The organism is Crocosphaera sp. UHCC 0190 (assembly GCF_034932065.1).
Taxonomy (GTDB): Bacteria; Cyanobacteriota; Cyanobacteriia; order Cyanobacteriales; family Microcystaceae; genus UHCC-0190.
In genome coordinates this window covers 393,259-413,622 of record NZ_JAYGHP010000002.1, presented here as the reverse complement: position 1 = coordinate 413,622, position 20,364 = coordinate 393,259, and the positions used below count along the sequence as shown (strand labels likewise).

The 20,364-nt window shown below is 38.3% G+C and carries 15 protein-coding genes; 5 read left to right on the top strand and 10 right to left on the bottom strand.

Going from position 1 to position 20,364, the window contains the following annotated elements:
- Nucleotides 1-179 precede the first annotated feature (179 nt).
- The 3 genes from VB715_RS05065 (at nucleotide 180) to VB715_RS05055 (ending at nucleotide 6,091) form a co-directional block, all read left to right on the top strand.
- Entirely contained in the window at nucleotides 180-4,166 is a 3,987-nt protein-coding gene (locus VB715_RS05065; RefSeq protein WP_323300102.1) for a GAF domain-containing protein, read from the top strand.
- A 139-nt stretch (nucleotides 4,167-4,305) separates the two neighbouring features.
- Entirely contained in the window at nucleotides 4,306-4,692 is a 387-nt protein-coding gene (locus tag VB715_RS05060) for a response regulator (RefSeq protein WP_323300101.1), read from the top strand.
- 34 nt (nucleotides 4,693-4,726) lie between these two features.
- Nucleotides 4,727-6,091, top strand: coding sequence for a diguanylate cyclase (locus VB715_RS05055; RefSeq protein ID WP_323300100.1), 1,365 nt, complete (start codon nucleotides 4,727-4,729; stop codon nucleotides 6,089-6,091).
- Between the two features lie 90 nt (nucleotides 6,092-6,181).
- Here VB715_RS05055 and VB715_RS05050 read toward each other — a convergent pair whose 3' ends face one another.
- The 3 genes from VB715_RS05050 to VB715_RS05040 form a co-directional block, all read right to left on the bottom strand.
- Nucleotides 6,182-8,032 (bottom strand): DCC1-like thiol-disulfide oxidoreductase family protein, encoded by a 1,851-nt coding sequence (locus VB715_RS05050; protein WP_323300099.1) that lies wholly within the window; start codon nucleotides 8,030-8,032, stop codon nucleotides 6,182-6,184.
- A complete protein-coding gene (locus VB715_RS05045) occupies nucleotides 8,029-8,988 on the bottom strand; it encodes a hypothetical protein (RefSeq protein WP_323300098.1) in 960 nt (319 codons plus the stop codon). Before VB715_RS05045 ends, VB715_RS05050 begins: the two co-directional genes overlap by 4 nt.
- Nucleotides 8,989-9,191: 203 nt before the next feature.
- Entirely contained in the window at nucleotides 9,192-9,425 is a 234-nt protein-coding gene (locus VB715_RS05040) for a hypothetical protein (protein WP_323300097.1), read from the bottom strand.
- A gap of 156 nt (nucleotides 9,426-9,581) precedes the next feature.
- On the opposite strand from VB715_RS05040, the gene VB715_RS05035 reads away from it, so the two are divergent.
- Nucleotides 9,582-11,492 carry a flavin-dependent dehydrogenase gene (locus tag VB715_RS05035; RefSeq protein ID WP_323300096.1) on the top strand — a complete coding sequence of 637 codons (1,911 nt, stop codon included), beginning with the start codon at nucleotides 9,582-9,584 and terminating at the stop codon, nucleotides 11,490-11,492.
- Between the two features lie 5 nt (nucleotides 11,493-11,497).
- Here VB715_RS05035 and VB715_RS05030 read toward each other — a convergent pair whose 3' ends face one another.
- Entirely contained in the window at nucleotides 11,498-11,716 is a 219-nt protein-coding gene (locus VB715_RS05030) for a hypothetical protein (RefSeq protein WP_323300095.1), read from the bottom strand.
- Nucleotides 11,717-11,832: 116 nt separating this feature from the next.
- Between VB715_RS05030 and VB715_RS05025 the strand changes: the two genes are divergently transcribed.
- Nucleotides 11,833-12,807, top strand: a complete 975-nt coding sequence (locus VB715_RS05025) for a cysteine synthase A (RefSeq protein WP_323300094.1) — start codon at nucleotides 11,833-11,835, stop codon at nucleotides 12,805-12,807.
- Nucleotides 12,808-12,869: 62 nt separating this feature from the next.
- Here VB715_RS05025 and VB715_RS05020 read toward each other — a convergent pair whose 3' ends face one another.
- The 6 genes from VB715_RS05020 to VB715_RS04995 form a co-directional block, all read right to left on the bottom strand.
- The gene (locus VB715_RS05020; protein WP_323300093.1) at nucleotides 12,870-14,189 is read right to left on the bottom strand and encodes a TAXI family TRAP transporter solute-binding subunit; all 1,320 of its coding nucleotides are present in this window, start codon (nucleotides 14,187-14,189) and stop codon (nucleotides 12,870-12,872) included.
- 377 nt (nucleotides 14,190-14,566) lie between these two features.
- On the bottom strand, nucleotides 14,567-15,436 hold the full coding sequence (locus VB715_RS05015) for a Tab2/Atab2 family RNA-binding protein (protein ID WP_323300092.1): 870 nt from the start codon (nucleotides 15,434-15,436) through the stop codon (nucleotides 14,567-14,569).
- 2 nt (nucleotides 15,437-15,438) lie between these two features.
- Nucleotides 15,439-16,443, bottom strand: a complete 1,005-nt coding sequence (locus VB715_RS05010) for a glycosyltransferase family 2 protein (protein WP_323300091.1) — start codon at nucleotides 16,441-16,443, stop codon at nucleotides 15,439-15,441.
- A gap of 74 nt (nucleotides 16,444-16,517) precedes the next feature.
- Nucleotides 16,518-17,507 (bottom strand): glycosyltransferase family 2 protein, encoded by a 990-nt coding sequence (locus VB715_RS05005; protein WP_323300090.1) that lies wholly within the window; start codon nucleotides 17,505-17,507, stop codon nucleotides 16,518-16,520.
- A gap of 17 nt (nucleotides 17,508-17,524) precedes the next feature.
- Nucleotides 17,525-18,757 (bottom strand): hypothetical protein, encoded by a 1,233-nt coding sequence (locus VB715_RS05000; protein WP_323300089.1) that lies wholly within the window; start codon nucleotides 18,755-18,757, stop codon nucleotides 17,525-17,527.
- A gap of 18 nt (nucleotides 18,758-18,775) precedes the next feature.
- Nucleotides 18,776-20,287 carry an MBOAT family O-acyltransferase gene (locus VB715_RS04995; protein ID WP_323300088.1) on the bottom strand — a complete coding sequence of 504 codons (1,512 nt, stop codon included), beginning with the start codon at nucleotides 20,285-20,287 and terminating at the stop codon, nucleotides 18,776-18,778.
- Nucleotides 20,288-20,364 lie beyond the last annotated feature (77 nt).

The following is a 20,364-nucleotide window of genomic DNA, read 5'->3' as shown; positions in this document are numbered from 1 at the left end:
TTGTTAAGAGTTAAGGGGTTGTTCGATACCTCCAGATAGTCTCACAAAAGAGAGGAATAAAACCGGAGAGTAAGACTGGGGTGTTGTTTTTAAACATTTAAAAATAAAAATAGTAATCAATTAATTAATTTTAGATTAAACTATAATTTGGATTATGTGATATTTCCCTGAGTTATCGGATGCCAATGAAGCAAAACCCTTTATTAATGGCTCAGCAGGAGTTTTTAAGAGAAATAGTCAAAAAAATCCAGGAATTCGTAGAATTAGAGCAGATTTTTCTATTGACGACCAATCAAGTTCGACAGCTATTAAAGACAGATCGGGTAGGCATTTATCCCTTAGACTCGAATCATCAGGGGTGGGTGAGTGAGGGAAGTGGGCGATCGCCTGATATCTACGCTAGTCAACAGTTGCCCTGGGATCATAAATTAGAAGAAGCTTATCAAATTTATGCCCAACCCGACGGACTGTGGTTAGTCAATGATTTTCAATCAGTTATTTTACCAGATCGCTATTGTTCCCTGGTGCAAAAATGGGATTGTCAAGGGCAAATTGTGGTTCCCATCTACAAAAGAAAACAACCTTGGGGACGGTTGCTGATTCATCATTGCTCACAACCCCGTTATTGGGAAGAGACAGAAATTCTGTTTGTGCAACAGATCGCCCTTCATTTAAGTATCGCCGTAGAACAAACCGAAATGTACCAAAAACAACAAAATCAAGCAAAACACTTAAATGAAGCAGTAGAGCAAGCTGTACAGCGACAGGAAACCATTGCCAAAATTATTGATAAAATTCGGCGATCGCTTGATATTAATACCATTTTAACCACAGCTACCCAAGAAGCCCGTCAACTCCTCAAAGCAGATCGAGTAGCTATTTATCGCCTCCATGACGATTACAGTGGAGAGTTTATCATGGAATCTGTGGGAGAGGGCTGGACATCTTTACTCAGCAAACAACAAGAAGATTTGGCCATTGGTGCCAGAATTGCTGAATGTCGCCTCAAATTATTAGGAAACCCTGAACTAAGCGACAGTTACTTACAAAGCACAGAAGGGAGAATCTTTACCCCTCAAGACCTATTGCGAGTCTGTGATAACATCTATCAAGCAGGATTTCCTGATTGTTATATCGAACTAATCCAAAGATATGAAGCCCAAGCTTATATTATTGTTGCCCTCTACAAAAATAACTGCCTTTGGGGGTTATTAGCCGCTTATCAAAACTCAGGGCCTCGTCACTGGGAAGATGCAGAAATCAATTTTATGGTACAAGTGGGAGTAAACCTAGGCATTGCCCTACAACAAGCCAACTTATTAGCCCAAACCCAACAACACGAAGAACAACTACAAACAGCCCTAGAAACCGCCTTAAAACAACAAACAGAAACCCTCGCTAAGACTAACCAAAAAGAGCGATCGCTGGCCATTGTAATCGATAAAATTCGTCGAACCCTCGACTTAAATACCATCTTTCAAACTGCCGCCACAGAAGTGCAAAAACTCTTAGGGGTAGAACATATTGCCATTTATCAATTTGATCCCGACTATGGGGGTAAATTTATCTTTGAATCAGATCCTAGGGAATTTTTAGCTTTAGTGGGCCGTCGTTGGGATGATGAATATTTACAAGAAACCCAAGGGGGAAGATTTCAAGAAAATCATACCTGTGTCATTAATAATATTGAAACAGATGATCGCTCCTCTCGTTGTCACCTGGAAATCTTAGAAAGCTTTGGGGTGAAATCCATGGCCGTCGTTCCCCTGTTCCAAGGGTTACGACTTTGGGGACTACTCGCAGGGTTTGAACATACCCAGTCCCGAAATTGGCAAAGCGATGAAGTGCAGTTATTACAACAGGTGGCCCACCATGTCAGTATTGCCCTGCAACAAACTTTTTATGTACAACAAATTCAAGACTATGCTCAAGAACAGGCGATCGCAGTGCAACAAGAACGGGCCTTGTCTGAAGTCATTGATAAAATTCGTCGTACCCTCGATTTAGATACCATTTTTCAAACTGCTGTCACGGAAGTCCGTTATCTCCTCAAAGCAGATCGAGTCGCCGTGTTTCAATTTGATCCTGATTCAGAATTTTCCCTAGCAGAATTAGTATCAGAAGATGTGGCCGCCGAATATATTTCCGCTTTGACGGCCCAAGTGGAAGATAATTGTTTTGCCAGACATAGTGCGCCCTATTATCAACAAAGTCATGTTTGTACTATTAATGATGTAGAAAAAGCTGACTTATCAGACTGTTATCGAGACATATTGGCCCAGTTTCAAGTGCGGGCAAATATAGTGGCCCCTTTACTGAAAGGGGAGGAACTCTGGGGGTTATTATGTATTCATCAATGTTCGGGCCCCCGTCAGTGGAAAACCTCAGAAAAGGGGTTTATTACCAAAATTGCTACTAACCTCAGCGTAGCCTTACAACAAGCCGAATTATTAAAACAAACCCAAGAACGCTCTCAAGCCCTGGAAAACGCCTTAGAGCAAGTGCAGCAACAAAAACAAAGTCTAGCCCAAATTGCCGCCCAAGAAAAGGCATTAGCTAGGGTAATTAAGCGTATTCGTCAACGTTTAGATCTCGAATCAATCTTTTATTCCACCACGGAAGAAGTGAGACAGATGTTGCAGTGCGATCGCGTGGTGGTTTATCGTTTCTTGGACAATTGGGATGGTGAATTTCTTTATGAGTCCCTTGGGGAAGGTTGGAAACCTTTAACGGGAGAATTCGGGGAAAAACCGATGTGGGAAGACACCTATCTTCAAGAAACTCAAGGGGGGAGATATCGTCACCACGAAACCTGGGCGATTCGTAACATTTATCAAGCTGGATTAACCCCATGTCATATTGATATTTTGGCGCAATTTCAAGTGAGGGCCTTCGTGGTAGTGCCTGTTTTTGTGAGAAATCAATTATGGGGACTATTAGGGGTCTATCAGAATACGGGCCCCCGTTCTTGGCAAAAACGAGAGGTGAACTTACTGAAACAGGTGGCTAACCAGTTAGGGGTTGCCATCGATCAAACAGAATTATTAACCCAGACTCAACAGCAGTCTGATGTCTTACAAAGTACCCTGGCTGATCTTAATGCTATTGTGGATAATTTGGGAGATGGTTTGTTAGTTATCGATAACTCAGGAAAAATTACCCGTTTTAATCCAGCCTTACTGTCCATGTTTAATCTAACAGAAGCCCCACAAGGAAGGCAGGCCCATGAGGTGTTTCCAGCGGAATTATCGGCACTGATCGAACAAAAGAAACTTGACCAAAAAGAGGTGATTACGGGAGAAGTTAAGTTGTCCCAAGAACGCATTGGTCAAGCCTTGGCTAGTAATATTATTAAAGAACAAGGAGAAGAGAGGGAAGAATATTTAGGGGCAGTAATTTTAATTCGAGATATTACCAAAGAACGAGAGACAGAACGGGTAAAAGATGATTTGTTGGCGACGGTTTCCCACGAATTAAGAACGCCTTTAACCTCTGTTTTAGGGTTTGCTTCTTTGATTCGAGATAAACTATATAAGGTCATTTTTCCCCAGCTTAATCTGAAGGATCAGGCAACTGAAAAAGCACTGGAACGGGTGAAACAAAACCTTGATATTATTGTTTCAGAATCAGAACGCCTCACCAGTTTAGTTAATGATGTTTTAGATATGGCTAAAATGGAAGCAGGTAAGGTGGAATGGCACTTTTCTCAAGTCTCTCCTTCCCTAATTTTAGAAAGGGCGATCGCCGCAACATCTTATCTGTTTGAAGATCAAAATTTGTCTTTATTGCAAGACTTCCCACCAGATTTACCACTGATTTTTGGGGACGAAGATCGCTTAATTCAAGTATTTATTAATCTTTTTTCTAATGCCGTTAAATTTACGGAAATTGGCTCAGTTACCTGTCAAGCAAGGGTAAATCACCAAGATTTATTGATTAAGATCACGGATACGGGTATCGGAATCGCGCACAATGATTATGGCAAAGTCTTTGAGCCTTTTCAACAAGTGGGGAATATTTTAACCAATAAACCCAGAGGAACGGGATTAGGACTATCAATTTGTAAACAAATTATTGAACGACATGGTGGACAAATTTGGTTAGAAAGTCAATTAGGAAAAGGCACAATTTTCTTTGTTAAACTGCCCATTAATCAATTAACTTAATTGAAAAATATCAAAAAAAAATTATCATGACTCTGTTTAAGATATTTTTTTATCTCTCAACATTAACCTTTTGTTAACAAAAGGTTAATTTCTGCGTCTGCTTTTTTGTTTAACTGACTCTTTATTTTAACAAAACACAATGAAAAAAGTTTTAATAGCTGATGATGAACCGAATATTCTGATTTTGATGGAGCAAATTTTAGAGGAATTGGAAGAAGAAAATGAAATTTTAATATTAACAGCAAGAAATGGCACAGAGGCTCTAGAAATTATTCAAAAAGAACAACCTGATTTAGTATTTTTAGATGTGATGATGCCCCAAATGAGTGGGTTAGAAGTCTGTGAACAAGTCAAGCAAACCCTGAAAATTGCTGATATCTATATCATTCTCTTAACGGCGAGAGGACAGGCATTTGATCGAGACAATGGCATAGCCGTCGGTGCAGACTTATATATTACTAAACCCTTCCGTCCCAAAGAAGTGCTGAAGAAGTCTAAAGAAATTTTGGGAATCAATCAAGTATAATTAAAAGAGTTGCAGACCTTCGCCCTAACCGATCATGATTCAGGTTAAATTGAAAAAGCTTTTGGCAAAACCGGAGCTTTGTTCCCTGATTAAAAATCTCAGTTTAGCTTTAAATACTTCCTTCCTCATCACTGATGAGCAAGGAAATATGGTTTTGGGTGAGTTTAATGGCGTTTTTCCTTGTCATTATCCAATTACCCTTAATGAGCAAATTCTTGGGCAAATTCATGGAGAAGAAACGGCACAAATTATTGCTCAGATGTTAACTCATGCTGCTTATCAGGAATTTGAAAAAAAATCCTTAGCTATTGAGACATTAGAAAAGTATGAAGAAATCAATTTTCTTTCAGATATTTCCCATAAACTCTCTATTTGTTTAACCCTTCAAGAAATCATGGATGTGGTTGTTGAAGAAACTAATAAGCTGCTAAAAAATGATAATATTTCCTTCAAGTTTTTGAATCAACGAGGAGAATTAGAAGTTTTTTCCTATCAAGGGAAAATCTGCTACAAGAGTCAAGGAACTATTAGCAGTATCTCCGGTCATGTGTTGCGTTCTGGAAAAGCAGAAATCGTCAATAATGTTAGTGAAGATTCTCGATATATTGCTGATGATCCAAACACCAAATCCCTCATTTGTGCGCCGCTAAAAGTACAAAATCAAACCATTGGTGTGATTAAAGTGAGTCATGTTCAACCCACTAATTATACAAGTGAAGAATTAAAGTTATTTACGTCTTTAACCTCTCAAGCCGCTGCCGCCATTCAAACGGCTCAATATTATGAAAAACTCAAAGAATATTCCCAAACATTAGAAGAAAAAGTAATTCAAAGAACTCAAGAGTTAGAACAGGCTAAAAAAGAGCTAGAATATTTAGCGAATGTTGATGAATTAACTCAAGTTTATAATCGTCGTTATTTTAATGAATATCTATTACGAGAATGGAAAATATTAGCCAGAGAAAGAAAGTTTATTTCTTTGATTTTAGGCGATGTTGATTATTTCAAACTCTACAATGATTGTTATTTTCATCAAGCGGGAGATAAATGTCTACAAAAAGTCACTAAACTGATGAAACAGTTAGTAAAGCGTCCAGCGGATTTAGTGGCTCGTTTTGGTGGTGAAGAGTTTGTCATTATTCTTTCTAATACTAATAGTTTAGGGGCAGAAAAAGTTGCTCAACAGCTATGTTTAGGAGTAGAAAATTTAAAGATTCCTCATTGTTGTTCCCAGTGCAGTCCCTATGTTACCTTAAGTTTGGGGGTAGCAACTACTATTCCCACTGCTCATGTTTCTCCAGAAAAACTGATTAAAGCTGCTGATCAGGCATTGTATCAAGCGAAAGCTACAGGGCGTAACCGTTACTGTTTATATGAATTTCGCCCACAAACATTATAATTATTGGATATTTTCTCTGATTTTTTTAGAGTATGGTGTTAAGTTAAAATTTACCCAAAAATATCTCATGAGAGAAATTCAGCGATCGCCTTACTCACCAGAACAAGATTGTTGCCAAACTTTTTTCTTTTCGACTCTTTGGGTTTCTCCTGGGGGGACAGTTCTTTCGTCCATAAAATAAATTTCAAAACTCTCTAATTGTTGATCTGTTGAATGTTTTTTATTCCATTCTCGACAAAGATAATCAGCAAAATGGGGATACAATTTTTTGCCCATTGTCCGATTCAAATTAATAAAATAAACGCGCCATTGAATGGTTTGATAGAGGGTTTGACGATTTTTTAATGTAGGTTTGTCCCAACTAATAGGACGCTTTTCATCAAGAATATTGACTTCCGTTCCATCCTTTAATTTTCCGACAATCACGTGCCAACCGTCATCTCTTGGGGGTGCAGGAGCAAAAATACTCCAGGACTGATCTAAACGAGTTATATAACCAATTATATTGATTGTTTGAAAGGTTTTACGATTTAAAAAGTGATGAGTTTTATTAATCCAATCATCTTTCAAGGGACGACGAGCAACGGTTTGATCGACAAAGCTTTGCAGATTCCACATTGTGGTTAAAAACAGCAGAAATAAAGTAATAATATTAAAGGGTAGGGATGAATTTACTTGCAAAGGACGAAACTTGAAAGGACGAGTAAAATTACCCGCAAATTTACGATTTGAAGCAATGGTTTCATAAAATTTTGTGCCAACATTCATCAGAGGTTGCCAACGCAAAAGAGGGGCAAACAAATAGAGAATAGGGGATAAACTAACCACATAAGCTATCGCTTCAAATTTATAATGACGTTTATTTTCCCAGTCAACTACAACCCAAGAATTTTTTTCTAACATATCTGCATAGATAGATTCATGATCTTGAGCGATTAATAAAGGGGTTCCTGGCAAAATCAAAAATGTCCTGATAAAATGAACAACTTTCTTGCAAAATCCACAATCTGCATCGTAATAAATAGTTAATCCTTTCCGTGCAGTGGTGCTAATTAGTTGCGTTCCCTTATCCCATAATTCAGTGGGAATTAAGGTCAACCAATTGACCACACTCAGATAACTTAAAACCCCAATAGAAAAGGATAATTCAAAGCCAAGATGTAAGAAAATAAAAGAAATAATCCCTAAACATCGGAAAAAGCTAGTGCGAAAAGGAATCAGAATAATAAACGGGCCAACCCATTCAAAAATTAAAGCACCAAAGGTTAAAATTCTGAGAATAGGAATAGGAAACCCTAATAAAAAATGACCAAATTCTGTAGCATATTGATCAAAACTTAAAGAATAATAAACGGCATCTCCATCAGGCCACCAAAGCTCACTTTTGGTTTTATAAGCGGCTGACCAAGTATAAATAAAAATAAGTTGTACAATAAAAGCAAAGGTTGCCCCACTCACAAACCGTTTTGGTAATGGTTTAGGGGAAGAATTTAAGGCACTATCGAGGGAATAAGCACAACCTAACGGCAAAAACATTGCCCAAAATAGCATGGCTCTTAAGACATCATCTCCCGCAAAAATCAGAGCAGGATTACGATTTTGCAAGGAAACATTTAAAGCCCAAGTTGCAATAATAGCCAGTCGGGTACGATAACCTGCTAATAGAGCTAAGGCAATTAAAAAAGCGATTAAAAAGAGAAATACTTGGAAGAAAAAATCACCACTAATTAAATGAAAAGACCAATACCAAGGATGAAGTAGTTGTTGAGTTAATATTTCTCTAGGAAGTACACCGGCATCGGTATAATGGGCATTAATTCCCTTAGCTCGACTTAATAAATCAGCCATGACGACTAAAGCCAAACCCATGCGAAAAACCGCCAAGGAGCGTAAATCTAAACCAAAAATTTTAGTTAATTTTGAGGGAGTTTCAGGGTTCATTGTTTATCAAAATTCTGAGCGGGTAAAACTTCTAATTCCTTAAGAACCGGTTTGAGTTGTTCAGCTAATGCTTGAGAGCGAATCTTTCTAGCTTCAAGCAAAAGATGATAATGAGTATCTGCGAATAAACTAGAATCTGTTTTCAAATTATAATCATTTTTATCATAAACTAAGGGGGCAATTTGACTTAGTTTTTGCGTGATTTTTTCCATATTTCCCATACTTTTTGGATCATGACTATTATAAACCCAAGGTAAAGATAGAACTAAAGTTGCACCTTTAGCTTCTAATTCTTGACGAAATTGGCTAATTCGTTGAACCGCATGGGGAGAAATAGAGTTGTCAATTGTCCTTGTCCACCATTTACCCTCACGATATTTTGTGGTACTGGGGTCGCCATGGGAAGTTAAGGGATCGGAATAATATCCTGTCATACGACCCTTTTCTACTAAGTCTACCGTTGATTTAGTTACGGCTCGGAGGGTAGGAATACCCTGCATCCAGAAGCTTTCAATTAATTGTCTGGGAGGAATGTTCCCTAGTCCTGGCTGTCCGATGGCAATACCAAAGGGGGCCGAACGATCAAGCAACCCGTCCTCATCTAGCAAAATCAAGTCTTCGGGAATTAAGAGAACAATATCCCCTGGACGAACTGCTTCGAGAACACTGGGGAGAATAACATCAAGTCCCACTGGGCCATCTAACCCCAAATTGAAGACCCTAATGCCTAATTTTTGTTCAAGTACCTCAGAATTAATGGAATGATGGGCCCCTGACCCCCCTGTAATGATTAATCTGGGGGAAGTTTGAATTTGGGCCGCGAGGGACATTTTTTCCAAATACATGGCCCGTAACCAGCTTAATTCACCACCATAATAGACATTATAAATGAAGCCTAAAGACCAGGCCGCACTAGCTGCGATCGCCCAAGGAGCAAGTTTTAAGGGTTTCCACATGAGCCTATAACAAGATATACCATTGTTGCAGTTTAGCTAATCAAGGGCAGTGATTAACAGCCTTATGCCTCGATTCTCTGGGGTTATTATAGGTGTTTGAGTGCTGTTTTTGTTGTCCTGAGTTTGATAAGTTTTTAACGTTTAATTGATTGGGGAAATTTAAAGATTGTTTTAATTTTGCCGGATAAGCACAACTTGCCCTTTTATGGCAATGCCTGCCATGCCTGTTCCACTAAATTACTCAACCAACGACGTTGAACCCGATCTAACAGGGGATCTTCTTGCAAGACTTCAGCCGTTAAATCATCTAAGGATTGTCCCTGAGAACGGGCAAGCTTGACAACCCCAGTGATAGCCACTGCGATCATTTCTTCATCGACTGGTCTGCTTCTTAAAGCAAATATTTCTTCACGACTTGCTGGAATGGGATAATGCATAACGGGTAAATAAAATATTGAATAATCCGGATCGACCAAGAAAATGTAAACTTTTTTAAAGTGTACTTTCAGAATACAGTAACGGAAAGTCTAGCGTACTTTCAAGCAACTCTACTCTGTACTTTTGCTTAATTTTGGTTTTCTTAACATATCAAAATGCAAGAAATTCTCTACCTCGAAGTTCCAACCCCTGATACTCCCCTTGTCTGTCGCTGGTTACAACAGCAGTGGACACCAGTCGTGGGAAAGAAAATTATCACACCAGATGGTATTCGTTTGCAAGTTGTAGATCAATCTTCATCTTCGACTCAGGGGATTCCTGAAACGGAATTATCAATTTTTGTCTGGTCAGTACAAAGAACTACCTATCTGAAAATCTTTCGCTGGGGTGAAAAACCTTTCCCTCGTGAACAGTACGTTTGTATGCAGTTGCAGCAAGAGATGAGACAGGAGTTTCCCCAGCAATATCCTGAATTACCAGAATTAGATCTCTCAGAAACATCAATTTTTGCAGCCTTAACCCCTTATTATCCTAAAACGGTGCATTTTTTCCGTAAAATGCCCCAAGGGGAGACAGACTTACAGCGAGTTTACTGGTGGGAAAAACGGTGGCGAGAAAATGTTAAGAACCCACAACAACCCAAACAGGTCATTTTTCAGCAAAAGAGCCTCGATGAAACAACTTTGACCAACTATGACCTAATTTATCTTGGGGGGGCATTGGGGGCGATTCATGCAGCCGTCATGGCACAATTGGGCTATCGGGTGTTATTGGTGGAACGGTTAGTCTTTGGACGCATGAACCGAGAATGGAATATTTCTCGGTCAGAATTTCAGAGTTTAATTGAGTTAGGTTTATTCACAAAAGATGAATTTGAATCGATTATTGCGCGAGAATATATCGATGGATTTAGTAAATTTTTTGATGGCAATAATCCTTCTCATCTGAAAGCCAATATTTTGCATACACCGACAGTTTTAAATATCGCCATTGATTCGACTAAATTTTTGGGATTATGTGGGGATAAATTAAGAAAAGCGGGAGGAGATATTTGGGAGAGAACAGAATTTATTAAAGCGAATATTGATCCTGATGGGGTAACAGTTAACTTAGTTGATTTGGAAACAACAGAAACCAAAAAAGTTAGATGCAGATTATTGATGGATGCGATGGGTACGACTTCACCTATTGCTTGGCAACTTAATGGTAAACGGACATTTGATAGTGTTTGTCCTACCGTTGGAGCAGTAATTGAAGGATTATCTGAGGAAGTTTGGGACGCAAGATATGGGGATGTATTAAATTCTCATGGGGATATTTCTCGCGGAAGACAGTTGATTTGGGAATTGTTTCCAGGGGAGGATAAAGAGTTAACCTTTTATCTATTTCATTATCATCAAGTTCATCCTGATAACCCTGGTTCGTTGTTGGAAATGTATGAAGATTTTTTCCATATTTTACCAGAATATCGTCGTTGTAACTTAGAAGAATTAACCTGGAAAAAACCCACTTTTGGCTATATTCCCGGTCATTTTACTGTTGGGAAAAGTGATCGCAAAGTAGCCTTTGATCGATTATTAGCCATTGGGGATTCTGCTTCCTTACAATCTCCCTTAATTTTTACAGGATTTGGTTCTTTAGTTCGCAACTTAGGCAGGTTAACTCGTCTATTAGAAAAGGCGTTAAAAAATGATAATTTAACCGCTAAAAATTTAAACCAAATTCGCGCTTATCAAAGTAATGTGGCGGTAACTTGGTTATTTTCTAAAGGGATGATGGTTCCCACCGGAAAAACCTTGCCTCCACAGCAAATTAATTCCATGTTAAATACCTTTTTTGGGTTATTAGCAGACTCTCCTTCTGATGTTTCTGAAACCTTTATTAAGGACAAAACGACTTGGTTAATGTTTACCCGACTCGCTTTAAAAGCAGCTAGAACGAATCCCACTTTATTACTTTGGATTTGGGAAATGGCAGGAACCCAAGATATATTAAGGTGGTTAGGATCTTATTTTGACTTTACGTTAGATGCTTTAAAGAATGTAGGAAAAAAAAATAGTGTTTAACGGGTTTAACTGATTCTTTTTACTTCTAAAAAACGAAAAGGAAGAGGATTTAACTTCTCTTCCTTGTCTCTAATTTGTTTCTTCCTATCTGAGTCAGATTTCAGCCTTTTGCGTAACATTTGTTGCTGTTTTCTGAGTTGTCGCTGTCTTGCGCTTCCTCCGCGTCCCTTATCATTACGTCCTTGACGACGGGGGGATTCCCATCGCTTTAATCGTTTTGCCATAAATTAACCGATTGATGATCATAGACTCTAATTGTAGCAAAAATTTCTGGGGTTGGTGTTGCCGTAAGCATCTGATACTATTGATCAATAGGGATTGTCGGACAATACAGAGGATTATGGATATTAAAGACGGCTTTATTGGTACAGTTGGCAATACACCCCTAATTCGACTCAACAGTTTTAGTGAAGAAACCGGATGCGAAATTTTAGGCAAAGCAGAATTTCTTAATCCTGGGGGTTCCGTTAAAGATAGGGCTGCCTTATATATTATTCAAGATGCAGAAAAAAAAGGCCTCCTCAAACCTGGGGGAACCGTCGTCGAAGGTACCGCAGGGAATACGGGTATCGGGTTAGCCCATATTTGTAATGCCAAAGGTTATAAATGCCTAATTATTATTCCAGATACCCAATCTCAAGAGAAAATTGACCTTTTGAGAACATTGGGGGCCGAAGTACGGACAGTTCCTGCTGTTCCCTACAAAGACCCGAATAATTATGTCAAAGTTTCGGGTAGAGTTGCCCAAGAATTAGATAACGCGATTTGGGCTAACCAATTTGATAATTTAGCCAACCGATTGGCCCATTATGAAACCACAGGCCCCGAAATTTGGCAGCAAACCGATGGGAAAGTTGATGCTTGGGTATCAGCGACCGGAACCGGGGGAACCTACGCAGGGGGGGCATTATTTTTTAAGGAGAAGAACTCTGAGATCAAATGTATTGTTGCTGATCCCATGGGCAGCGGACTCTACAGTTATGTGAAAACAGGGGAAATTAATCCTCAAGGCAGTTCTATTACTGAGGGTATTGGTAACAGTCGCATTACCGCTAATATGCAAGGGGTTCCTATTGATGATGCCATTCAAATTGATGACCATGAAGCTTTGAGAGTCATCTATCAGTTAATGTACCAAGAAGGCTTATTTATGGGCGGCTCTGTGGGGATTAATGTGGGGGCGGCGATCGCTTTAGCCAAAGCAATGGGGCCAGGCCATACCATCGTAACTGTGTTATGTGATGGTGGGGCCCGTTATCAGTCTCGGATTTATAACAAAGATTGGTTAGCTTCTAAAGGGTTATCGGTTCAATAGGGATACCCATGAAAACGATTTAAACTAGAAGATGTTTATTTGCTGTTTACCCCTAATCGGTTTTAATTTTCATCGACAATAATCATTTTTTGCTGTTGTTTTCTAATTAATAAAGTTTCCCTCTGATGGATACTGGATAAAGCCACCTGCCAAGGAAAGGTAAAGGATTGAAAAGACTCAGAACAAATAAGATCTTTATCTAAATCAATAATCACTTTCTCTAACATCTCTAATAATTGATATCGTATGGCGTTTAATTGGTTTACATCTTCAATAGTCTGAATTTTTGCAATAATTCCGAGTAATTGTAAATTATAAAGGTCAGCCCGATTTTTTTGCTTTCCTTTTAACCATAAACGTAATTGCCAAATTCCTGAAATAAACAAAACCGATACAGATACAAATAACCCAATCGGTTCAGCATATTCCACAATAAAACTGGGTTGACCTTGATTATAATAATCTAACGCCCCTGGATGAAACGAAAATCCTAAATTACGATAATTATTCGGTTCATTGATCATGGCTGCTTGGGGAAATTCCTTAACTAAATCATTTCTCGCTTCATATAAAATTCGGGTAATTTCAAAAATAATTTCCTGCTTAATTTCCTTACGAGTCACTAAAACTGCCCGCACTCCAACCCCTGGTAAATTTTGCTGTGGAATAGGAACAGAACCATTATAAGCCCCTTTGGGAATTGAAATTTCTTCTAAAGCTGGTAAATTTAATTTCAGGGCGGCACCTTGATCAATTGGAATTAATTCTAATTGGGGATTTTGTAATAATTCAATTACCGCAGGATTCCCCAAGGCAACTAAACGAAATAAAGCATCAACTTTTCCTTGATTTAATGCCTCATGTGCTTCTAATGGCATCATTGAATTTGTTTGCAGTCGGGTTTTATCTAATTGGTAATGCTCACTTAATACCCAAAACATGGTATAAGAACCACTCCCTTGCGGCATCAAAGCAATTCCCTTTCCTTCTAAGTCCTTGATTTCTTTAATTCCAGAATCTTTACGGGCAATCAGATGAAACATTTCCGGGAAAAGAAAGCTCACTGCCTTGGTTGAAGGACTGACATTGGTATCACTTTGAACAAAGGCTAATTGAACTTTATTGTCTTGGAGTAATTGAACGTTTTCGACTGCACCACTACTTTCTATTACTTTAATTTTCAGATGAGGGTTATGTCTGCTAACAACCTTTGATAAGGCTTGTCCAAAGGCATAATATTGACCACTCTTACTGCCTGTTGCTAGGGTTAAAGTATAAACATCATTTTGATCTCTAAACCAGGCTATGCCAAAAATAATGACCATAATAATACTGCCGATAGCAACGGGAATGGCAGATTTTCTAAAAATAGATTCTTGCATAATTTTTTGATTTTTATTGATAAATAAAACATTTTACCGAATAAATACCATCTAAACGATACCCTGTGATTGTTATTCGTTCAATTGAAATTTTATAATAAGCCTAACGTTACAAAAAATATGTAATACATTTGTATTTTTGATATATATTCTTCACCTCAAAACCGTATTCCTTGATACCAAATGCTCTTAAAATAGTTTACAGTGAACAATTATTTTAAGAATCTTTCTCATTAAATAACGAAAGAAAGGGGTTGACAAACCATACTACTTTTTTGTATACTATCGAATGATAGTAACGGTAGGATTGGGAATCTGTGTGCGCCTGTAAACTCCTTGTTTCCCGTCAAGATGTGCATTCAGGAAACAGGCAACGCCTATTCTTCTTTTAACAACCAAAACCCGGCAAAAGATTCTACATCAGGACTAGACTGAATAGCGAGAAAATGAACCCCTTGGGCCTTCTCCTTGGTAGCTTCAAACCCTTGACCTTCAGCGAAACTAGGGTCATCCGTCAAATTCACCAAAATCCAGCTATCACTTAAGCCCGTTTCCAAACGAATGAGGGGTCGGGGTAGTGCTTGCAACTTAAGGGAGACTAATTCCAGTCCTGACATCCAACCCGCCAGAGGGAGAGCGCGTTGTGAGAAGATAATTAGGCCAGGAATAGGGGTATCAGAAGATAATCCTGCCAAGGAAATGGGAAATCCTTCCCCAAAGCCAATATTCCACTCATTCATATCTTCGAGGGCAGCCGCTTCCAGGGTAACAAACGCCCACTTATCCATCTTATCTCCCCGCACGGCATCCGGTAGAGCAATAGCATCTAGGGGAGGATAGTTCACGGAAGCGGATTGAACGGCTTTTGGGTCATAACCAGGATAACTGGGATAAAACTCAGATTGACGTAATCTCAACCACTGATTAAGGGCATAAGTCCGACGACTCGGTGCTGCGGGGATACCTGCATCCTCACAAGCTTTGACGATCATATTATTCATCTGACGACGAAAAAAGCGAATCTTGCTAGGGGTTTCCCCCGCTTCTTTAATCGCTGCTTCTATCGCTTCTCTGAGCCAGAGAGAGTTAACCGTTGTCGGGGTACAAAACTGAGTATAGCGAAAACAACTATCCGGCGATCGCTTGGTATCGGTAGGAGTTTCACAAATCAAAACTTCCCATTGCTTCTTATTATTTTCATCTAAAATTGGTCGTGAATAAAAATCTAGTTCCCAAACCTTACCCATAATTAACCCTTTACTCTGTGACCAATGATTTCCCGAACCCGATAAATGGGGCGTTTTTGGGATTCATGGTAAGTCCGCATGACCAACTCAGCCAATAACCCAAAGCTTAACAATTGTACCCCAGTTAGGGTTAACAAGACTGCCAAAATTAAGAGAGGACGAGTGCCAATATTTTCCCCCAATAACTTGAGAACTGTTAAATAGCCACCAAAGAACATTCCCAAAGTCATTAAACCCAAGCCAAACAGACCAAAAACGTGCATGGGACGGGTCAAAAACCTTTTGATAAAGACAACAGTCAACAAGTCCATGATAACCCGAAAGGTGCGCCCCAAGCCATACTTACTCTTCCCAAAGCGACGGGGATGATGACCGACAGGTAACTCCGTAATTCTCGCCCCTTCAATATAAGCCAAGGCCGGCAAAAAGCGATGTAATTCCCCATAAAGATTCAGATCGGCCACTAATTCTGCGCGATAGGCTTTAAGAGAGCAACCATAATCATGAAGTTGTACCCCCGTTAGTTTAGCAATGAGCCAGTTGGCAATCTTCGAGGGAAGGAGACGAGTTAAAGCATCATCCTGACGATTTTGCCGCCAACCACTGACCAAATCATAGCCTTCATTGAGCTTAGCAATTAAGCGAGGAATATCAGCCGGATCATTTTGTAGATCTCCATCAAGGGTGACAATAATTTTCCCTTGAGCGTAGTTAAACCCGGCGGCCATAGCAGGAGTTTGACCATAATTTCGCCGTAGAATGATTGCTTTTAAATCAGTTCTTTGGTTCGCTAACTGGCGTAACTTTTCTGTTGAACCATCTTGGGAACCATCATCGATACAAATAATCTCATAGGAAAGGTGATGGTTTAAATAAGTAGCAATAGTATCGATTAAGTTTTCTAAGGTTTCTGCTTCATTAAAGATGGGAACAATAATAGAGATTTCAGGGTTAAAAGGAATAATTTCCTGAACTGTTGATACCTGAGAAATCAATAACTCTTTCATGATTCGCACTCACACCCTGCACTTTAAGTAATAACAACAAAATCAAATAAGTCACCGTCTAGCAAATCATGGTGTTAATAAGGGGGAGCAATTTTATTATTATCAGTTAAAGCATAGGAAAGATAAGTCATCCGTTTTGCTTCCCTTCGGCCACGAGCAACTGAGTCTAAAATTAGACCACAAGTAAAGCTTAAAAAAGCCAGTAACATGATCGTAGCAGCTAAAATAGCGGTGGGAAACCTGGGAACCAATCCTGTTTTTAAATAAGTCATAAAAATGGGAATGCCTAATAAAATAGAAATAGCTCCCAAGAGAATAGAGATGATACTAAAAAAGAGAAAAGGACGAACCTCTTTAAATAGTAATACTGCTGTTCCTAAGACTCGCCAACCATCGGTAAAAGTTTTCAATTTACTTTCTGAACCAGGGGGACGAGAACCATATAAAATATAATCTTCAGTAAAAGGAAGCTTTAATTCTAAGGTATGAACTGTTAATTCCGTTTCAATTTCAAACCCACTGGAAAGAGCAGGAAATGACTTGACAAAACGACGAGAAAAGATACGATATCCTGAGAGCATATCCTTAAGTTGTGCGCCAAATAATAGCTTAACAACCCCTGTGAGAAAAAGATTGCCACTGCGATGACCCAAACGATAAGCTTCCTTATTATTAGCCGCAGAACGACGGGCCCCAACCACCATATCTAACTGATTGTCTAAAAGTTGGGTAATCAGTGGCCGCACTGCTGCCACCTCATAGGTATTGTCTCCATCAACAAGAATGTAAACATCTGCATCAATATCAGCAAACATCCGTCGAACCACATTACCCTTCCCTGGTTGGGGTTCATAGCGAACAATGGCCCCGGCGGCTTGCGCTTGTACTGCGGTATCATCAGTTGAACGGTTATCATAGACGTAGATTTGCGCTTCTGGTAGTTCAGCGCGAAATTGCTTCACCACTCTAGCGATAGTTAACCCTTCATTGCGACAGGGAACTAAAACAGCTAAACGATGACGAATACGGGATAAAGTGACTGATTCTTGTTGATGATCTAACATTTTTCTCTAAAATTACCCTATTTTAATTGAGACTTTTGTGATTTATCAAAGTTCCGTTTCAGATTTTCTACTAACTCTACTTCATTTTGCTGAATTTTTGCCCATCGAGATCTATCTGACCGAATTTTAGCTAAGTGTGCATCGATATTCTCTGGTGTCATTAAAAAGCCAAAATCTTGAGGAACCTGGTTGACTTCATGAGATAAGATACGATTAAGCACTAAGTCACCTATTCCGGGCGTATAATGAGAGTTATCAACATAGTTAGTCATGACATCCTTAATGGGTTCGGTTGTTATGGAGTTATAGCCAGAAAAATCCCAGACAGGAGTAATTTCAACCATTTTTCGCTTCCATTTTTCAAAACTGTCCCATCTGTTTGTGACTCTTAACGCTTCCCATTGAGTGACGTGGGAAGGGGAAATAAAAACTATCAATTCGATATTGTTTTTTCGACAAAATTCGACTATTTTTTTGAAGTTATTGAGATGAGCTTCTGATAACTTATATTGTTTATGAAAACCAAAATATTGATTAATAGTGTTTGTAAATCTCCATTGAGTTTTACCATCATTTGGCTCACGGTGAGGGAAAAAACCATTGTCACCATAGGTTAAATCTTGGGTGTTTTTTGACAGACTTAAATTCTCTTGAATAGTATTTTTACTGGCAATTAAAGCGTCTTGAGAAAAGAGAGAATTTAGCAAATCTGTGGCCGTTATGTGAGTTTTTCCTAATCTATTTTCATCAAAAGAATCTTGGAGCTTGTAAAAATCATTAAACATATAATGATCAACGCCTAAAATAACTTTTTTTAAATTAGGTTGATTAGCATAACTATGCTCTAAATAACGTAATATTTCGTAAGTATTAGAGCCATCAATTCCTAAATTATAAACAGTTTTATCAGTGGGAAATCCTGGATGCTTAGGATTTAACCCTTGCTTAGCTCTTGATGAACCAAGAATGATCACTTCCGGTTTGATATTAATAATATCGATAGTTTTATATAAGCGATCATAATTCAATTTTTCAGGTTTAACTAACTTAGCTTCAAGGGGATTATGATATCGAAAAATATCATAGGGATCAACGATAAAATTAACCAGAGACACCCCCGTCAAGCTAAGCATTAATGTACTCAAAAAAAGTAGATTAAATTGAGAGTATGTATTCCAAGTCAAGGCTTTTCCTTTCTTTTGTTTAAGAGAGGTTTCTGAACGAGAAAAAATCAAACGAAAATTGCCCATAGCTTTTGTTTATAATAACTAGAATTGAAAATAAAGAAATTCGGAAACACGATTTAAGGACAGTAAACAGTAAGTCATCAATAGTCCTAATACTAATGCTGACCAAGACTTAAATTTTATTTTTTCCGTAATTTCTTGACTATTAGGAAGCTTGAGAACAGCTAAAACCAAGACAAATATTATCAAAATGCTCAAACTTTTCTGACCATAAAATTCAGGTAAGTAATTAAATTTACTCCAGGATTGAAGTTGAATTCCCAAAGAACTTAAAAATGAAAGTTTACCTTGAGCTTCTCCAGGAAGGGTAATACCGTTAATCCCTATCATCGTTTGAATTATCGTTAATCCATCGGATAAATTCTGAGCGCGAAAAATCACCCAACCCATAACCACTGCTAGAAATGTTATGCTCCAGGCTAAGTATTTAGGAAAAGAAATATTTAACTTTTTCCAACCATGATTAATGGATAAATACAAACCATGTAATCCTCCCCAAACCACAAAAGTCCATCCTGCACCATGCCATAAACCCCCTAATAACATAGTAACAATTAAATTAGTATAACGACGAAACTCTCCGCGACGACTTCCTCCTAATGGTATATATAAATAGTCTCTTAAGAAATTAGATAGGGTAATGTGCCAACGTCGCCAAAACTCAATTATTGAGAAAGATTTATAGGGAGAATCAAAATTAATTGGCAAAACAATATTAAACATTAAACCTAGACCAATGGCCATATCAGAATAGCCCGAAAAATCAAAATATAACTGAAAGGTATAACTCAATGCTCCCACCCAAGCTTCAATAAATGTGAGGGAATTAGCATGATCAAAAATCGTTCTTACCCAGGGAGATAAAGTATCGGCAATAATCACCTTTTTTGATAATCCAATACTAAAAAGTGTCAATCCTAGGGCAAGATTTTTAGAGGAAAAAATAAAATTTCTTAATCGACGAAATTGAGGAATTAATTCATCATGGCGCAAAATTGGACCAGCAATCAATTGGGGAAAGAAAAGAATAAATAAACCATAAGTAGGTAATTCATAATTCTCTTCCTTGATTTCTCCTCGATAAGCGTCAACCAAGTAAGCAATTTGAGTAAAGGTATAAAAAGAAATACCCAAAGGAAGAATTAACTGTCCCAAATTATAATTGCTGGCAAAAATATGATTAAAGGAACCCAGTAAAAAATTAGCATATTTATAATAAACAATCACCCCTAAATTGAGACAAGTTCCTAAAAACAACAACAATTTGGCTTTTTGACTAGACAATGGGGCAGATGCGATCGCTGATCCCAACTGATGATTAATTACAATTGAAAGAACAATTAAGATAATATATTGAATTGTTTGTCCTTGGCCAGCCGGAGCAAAAATATTCCAATAAGAATAAAAAAATAGGGAACTCATTAATAGCCAAATCATAACCCCTTGGGTTAAACGAAATTTGCTTAACAACCAAAATATCAATAATGTGACGGGTAAAAACCCTAAAATAAAAATTGAAGAATTAAATAACATATTGATGGGCAGTGTTAATGTTAATTTGAGGAAGAAGAAGGATTAACTAAAGACTTTACCATAAAAATCTTGAAGAT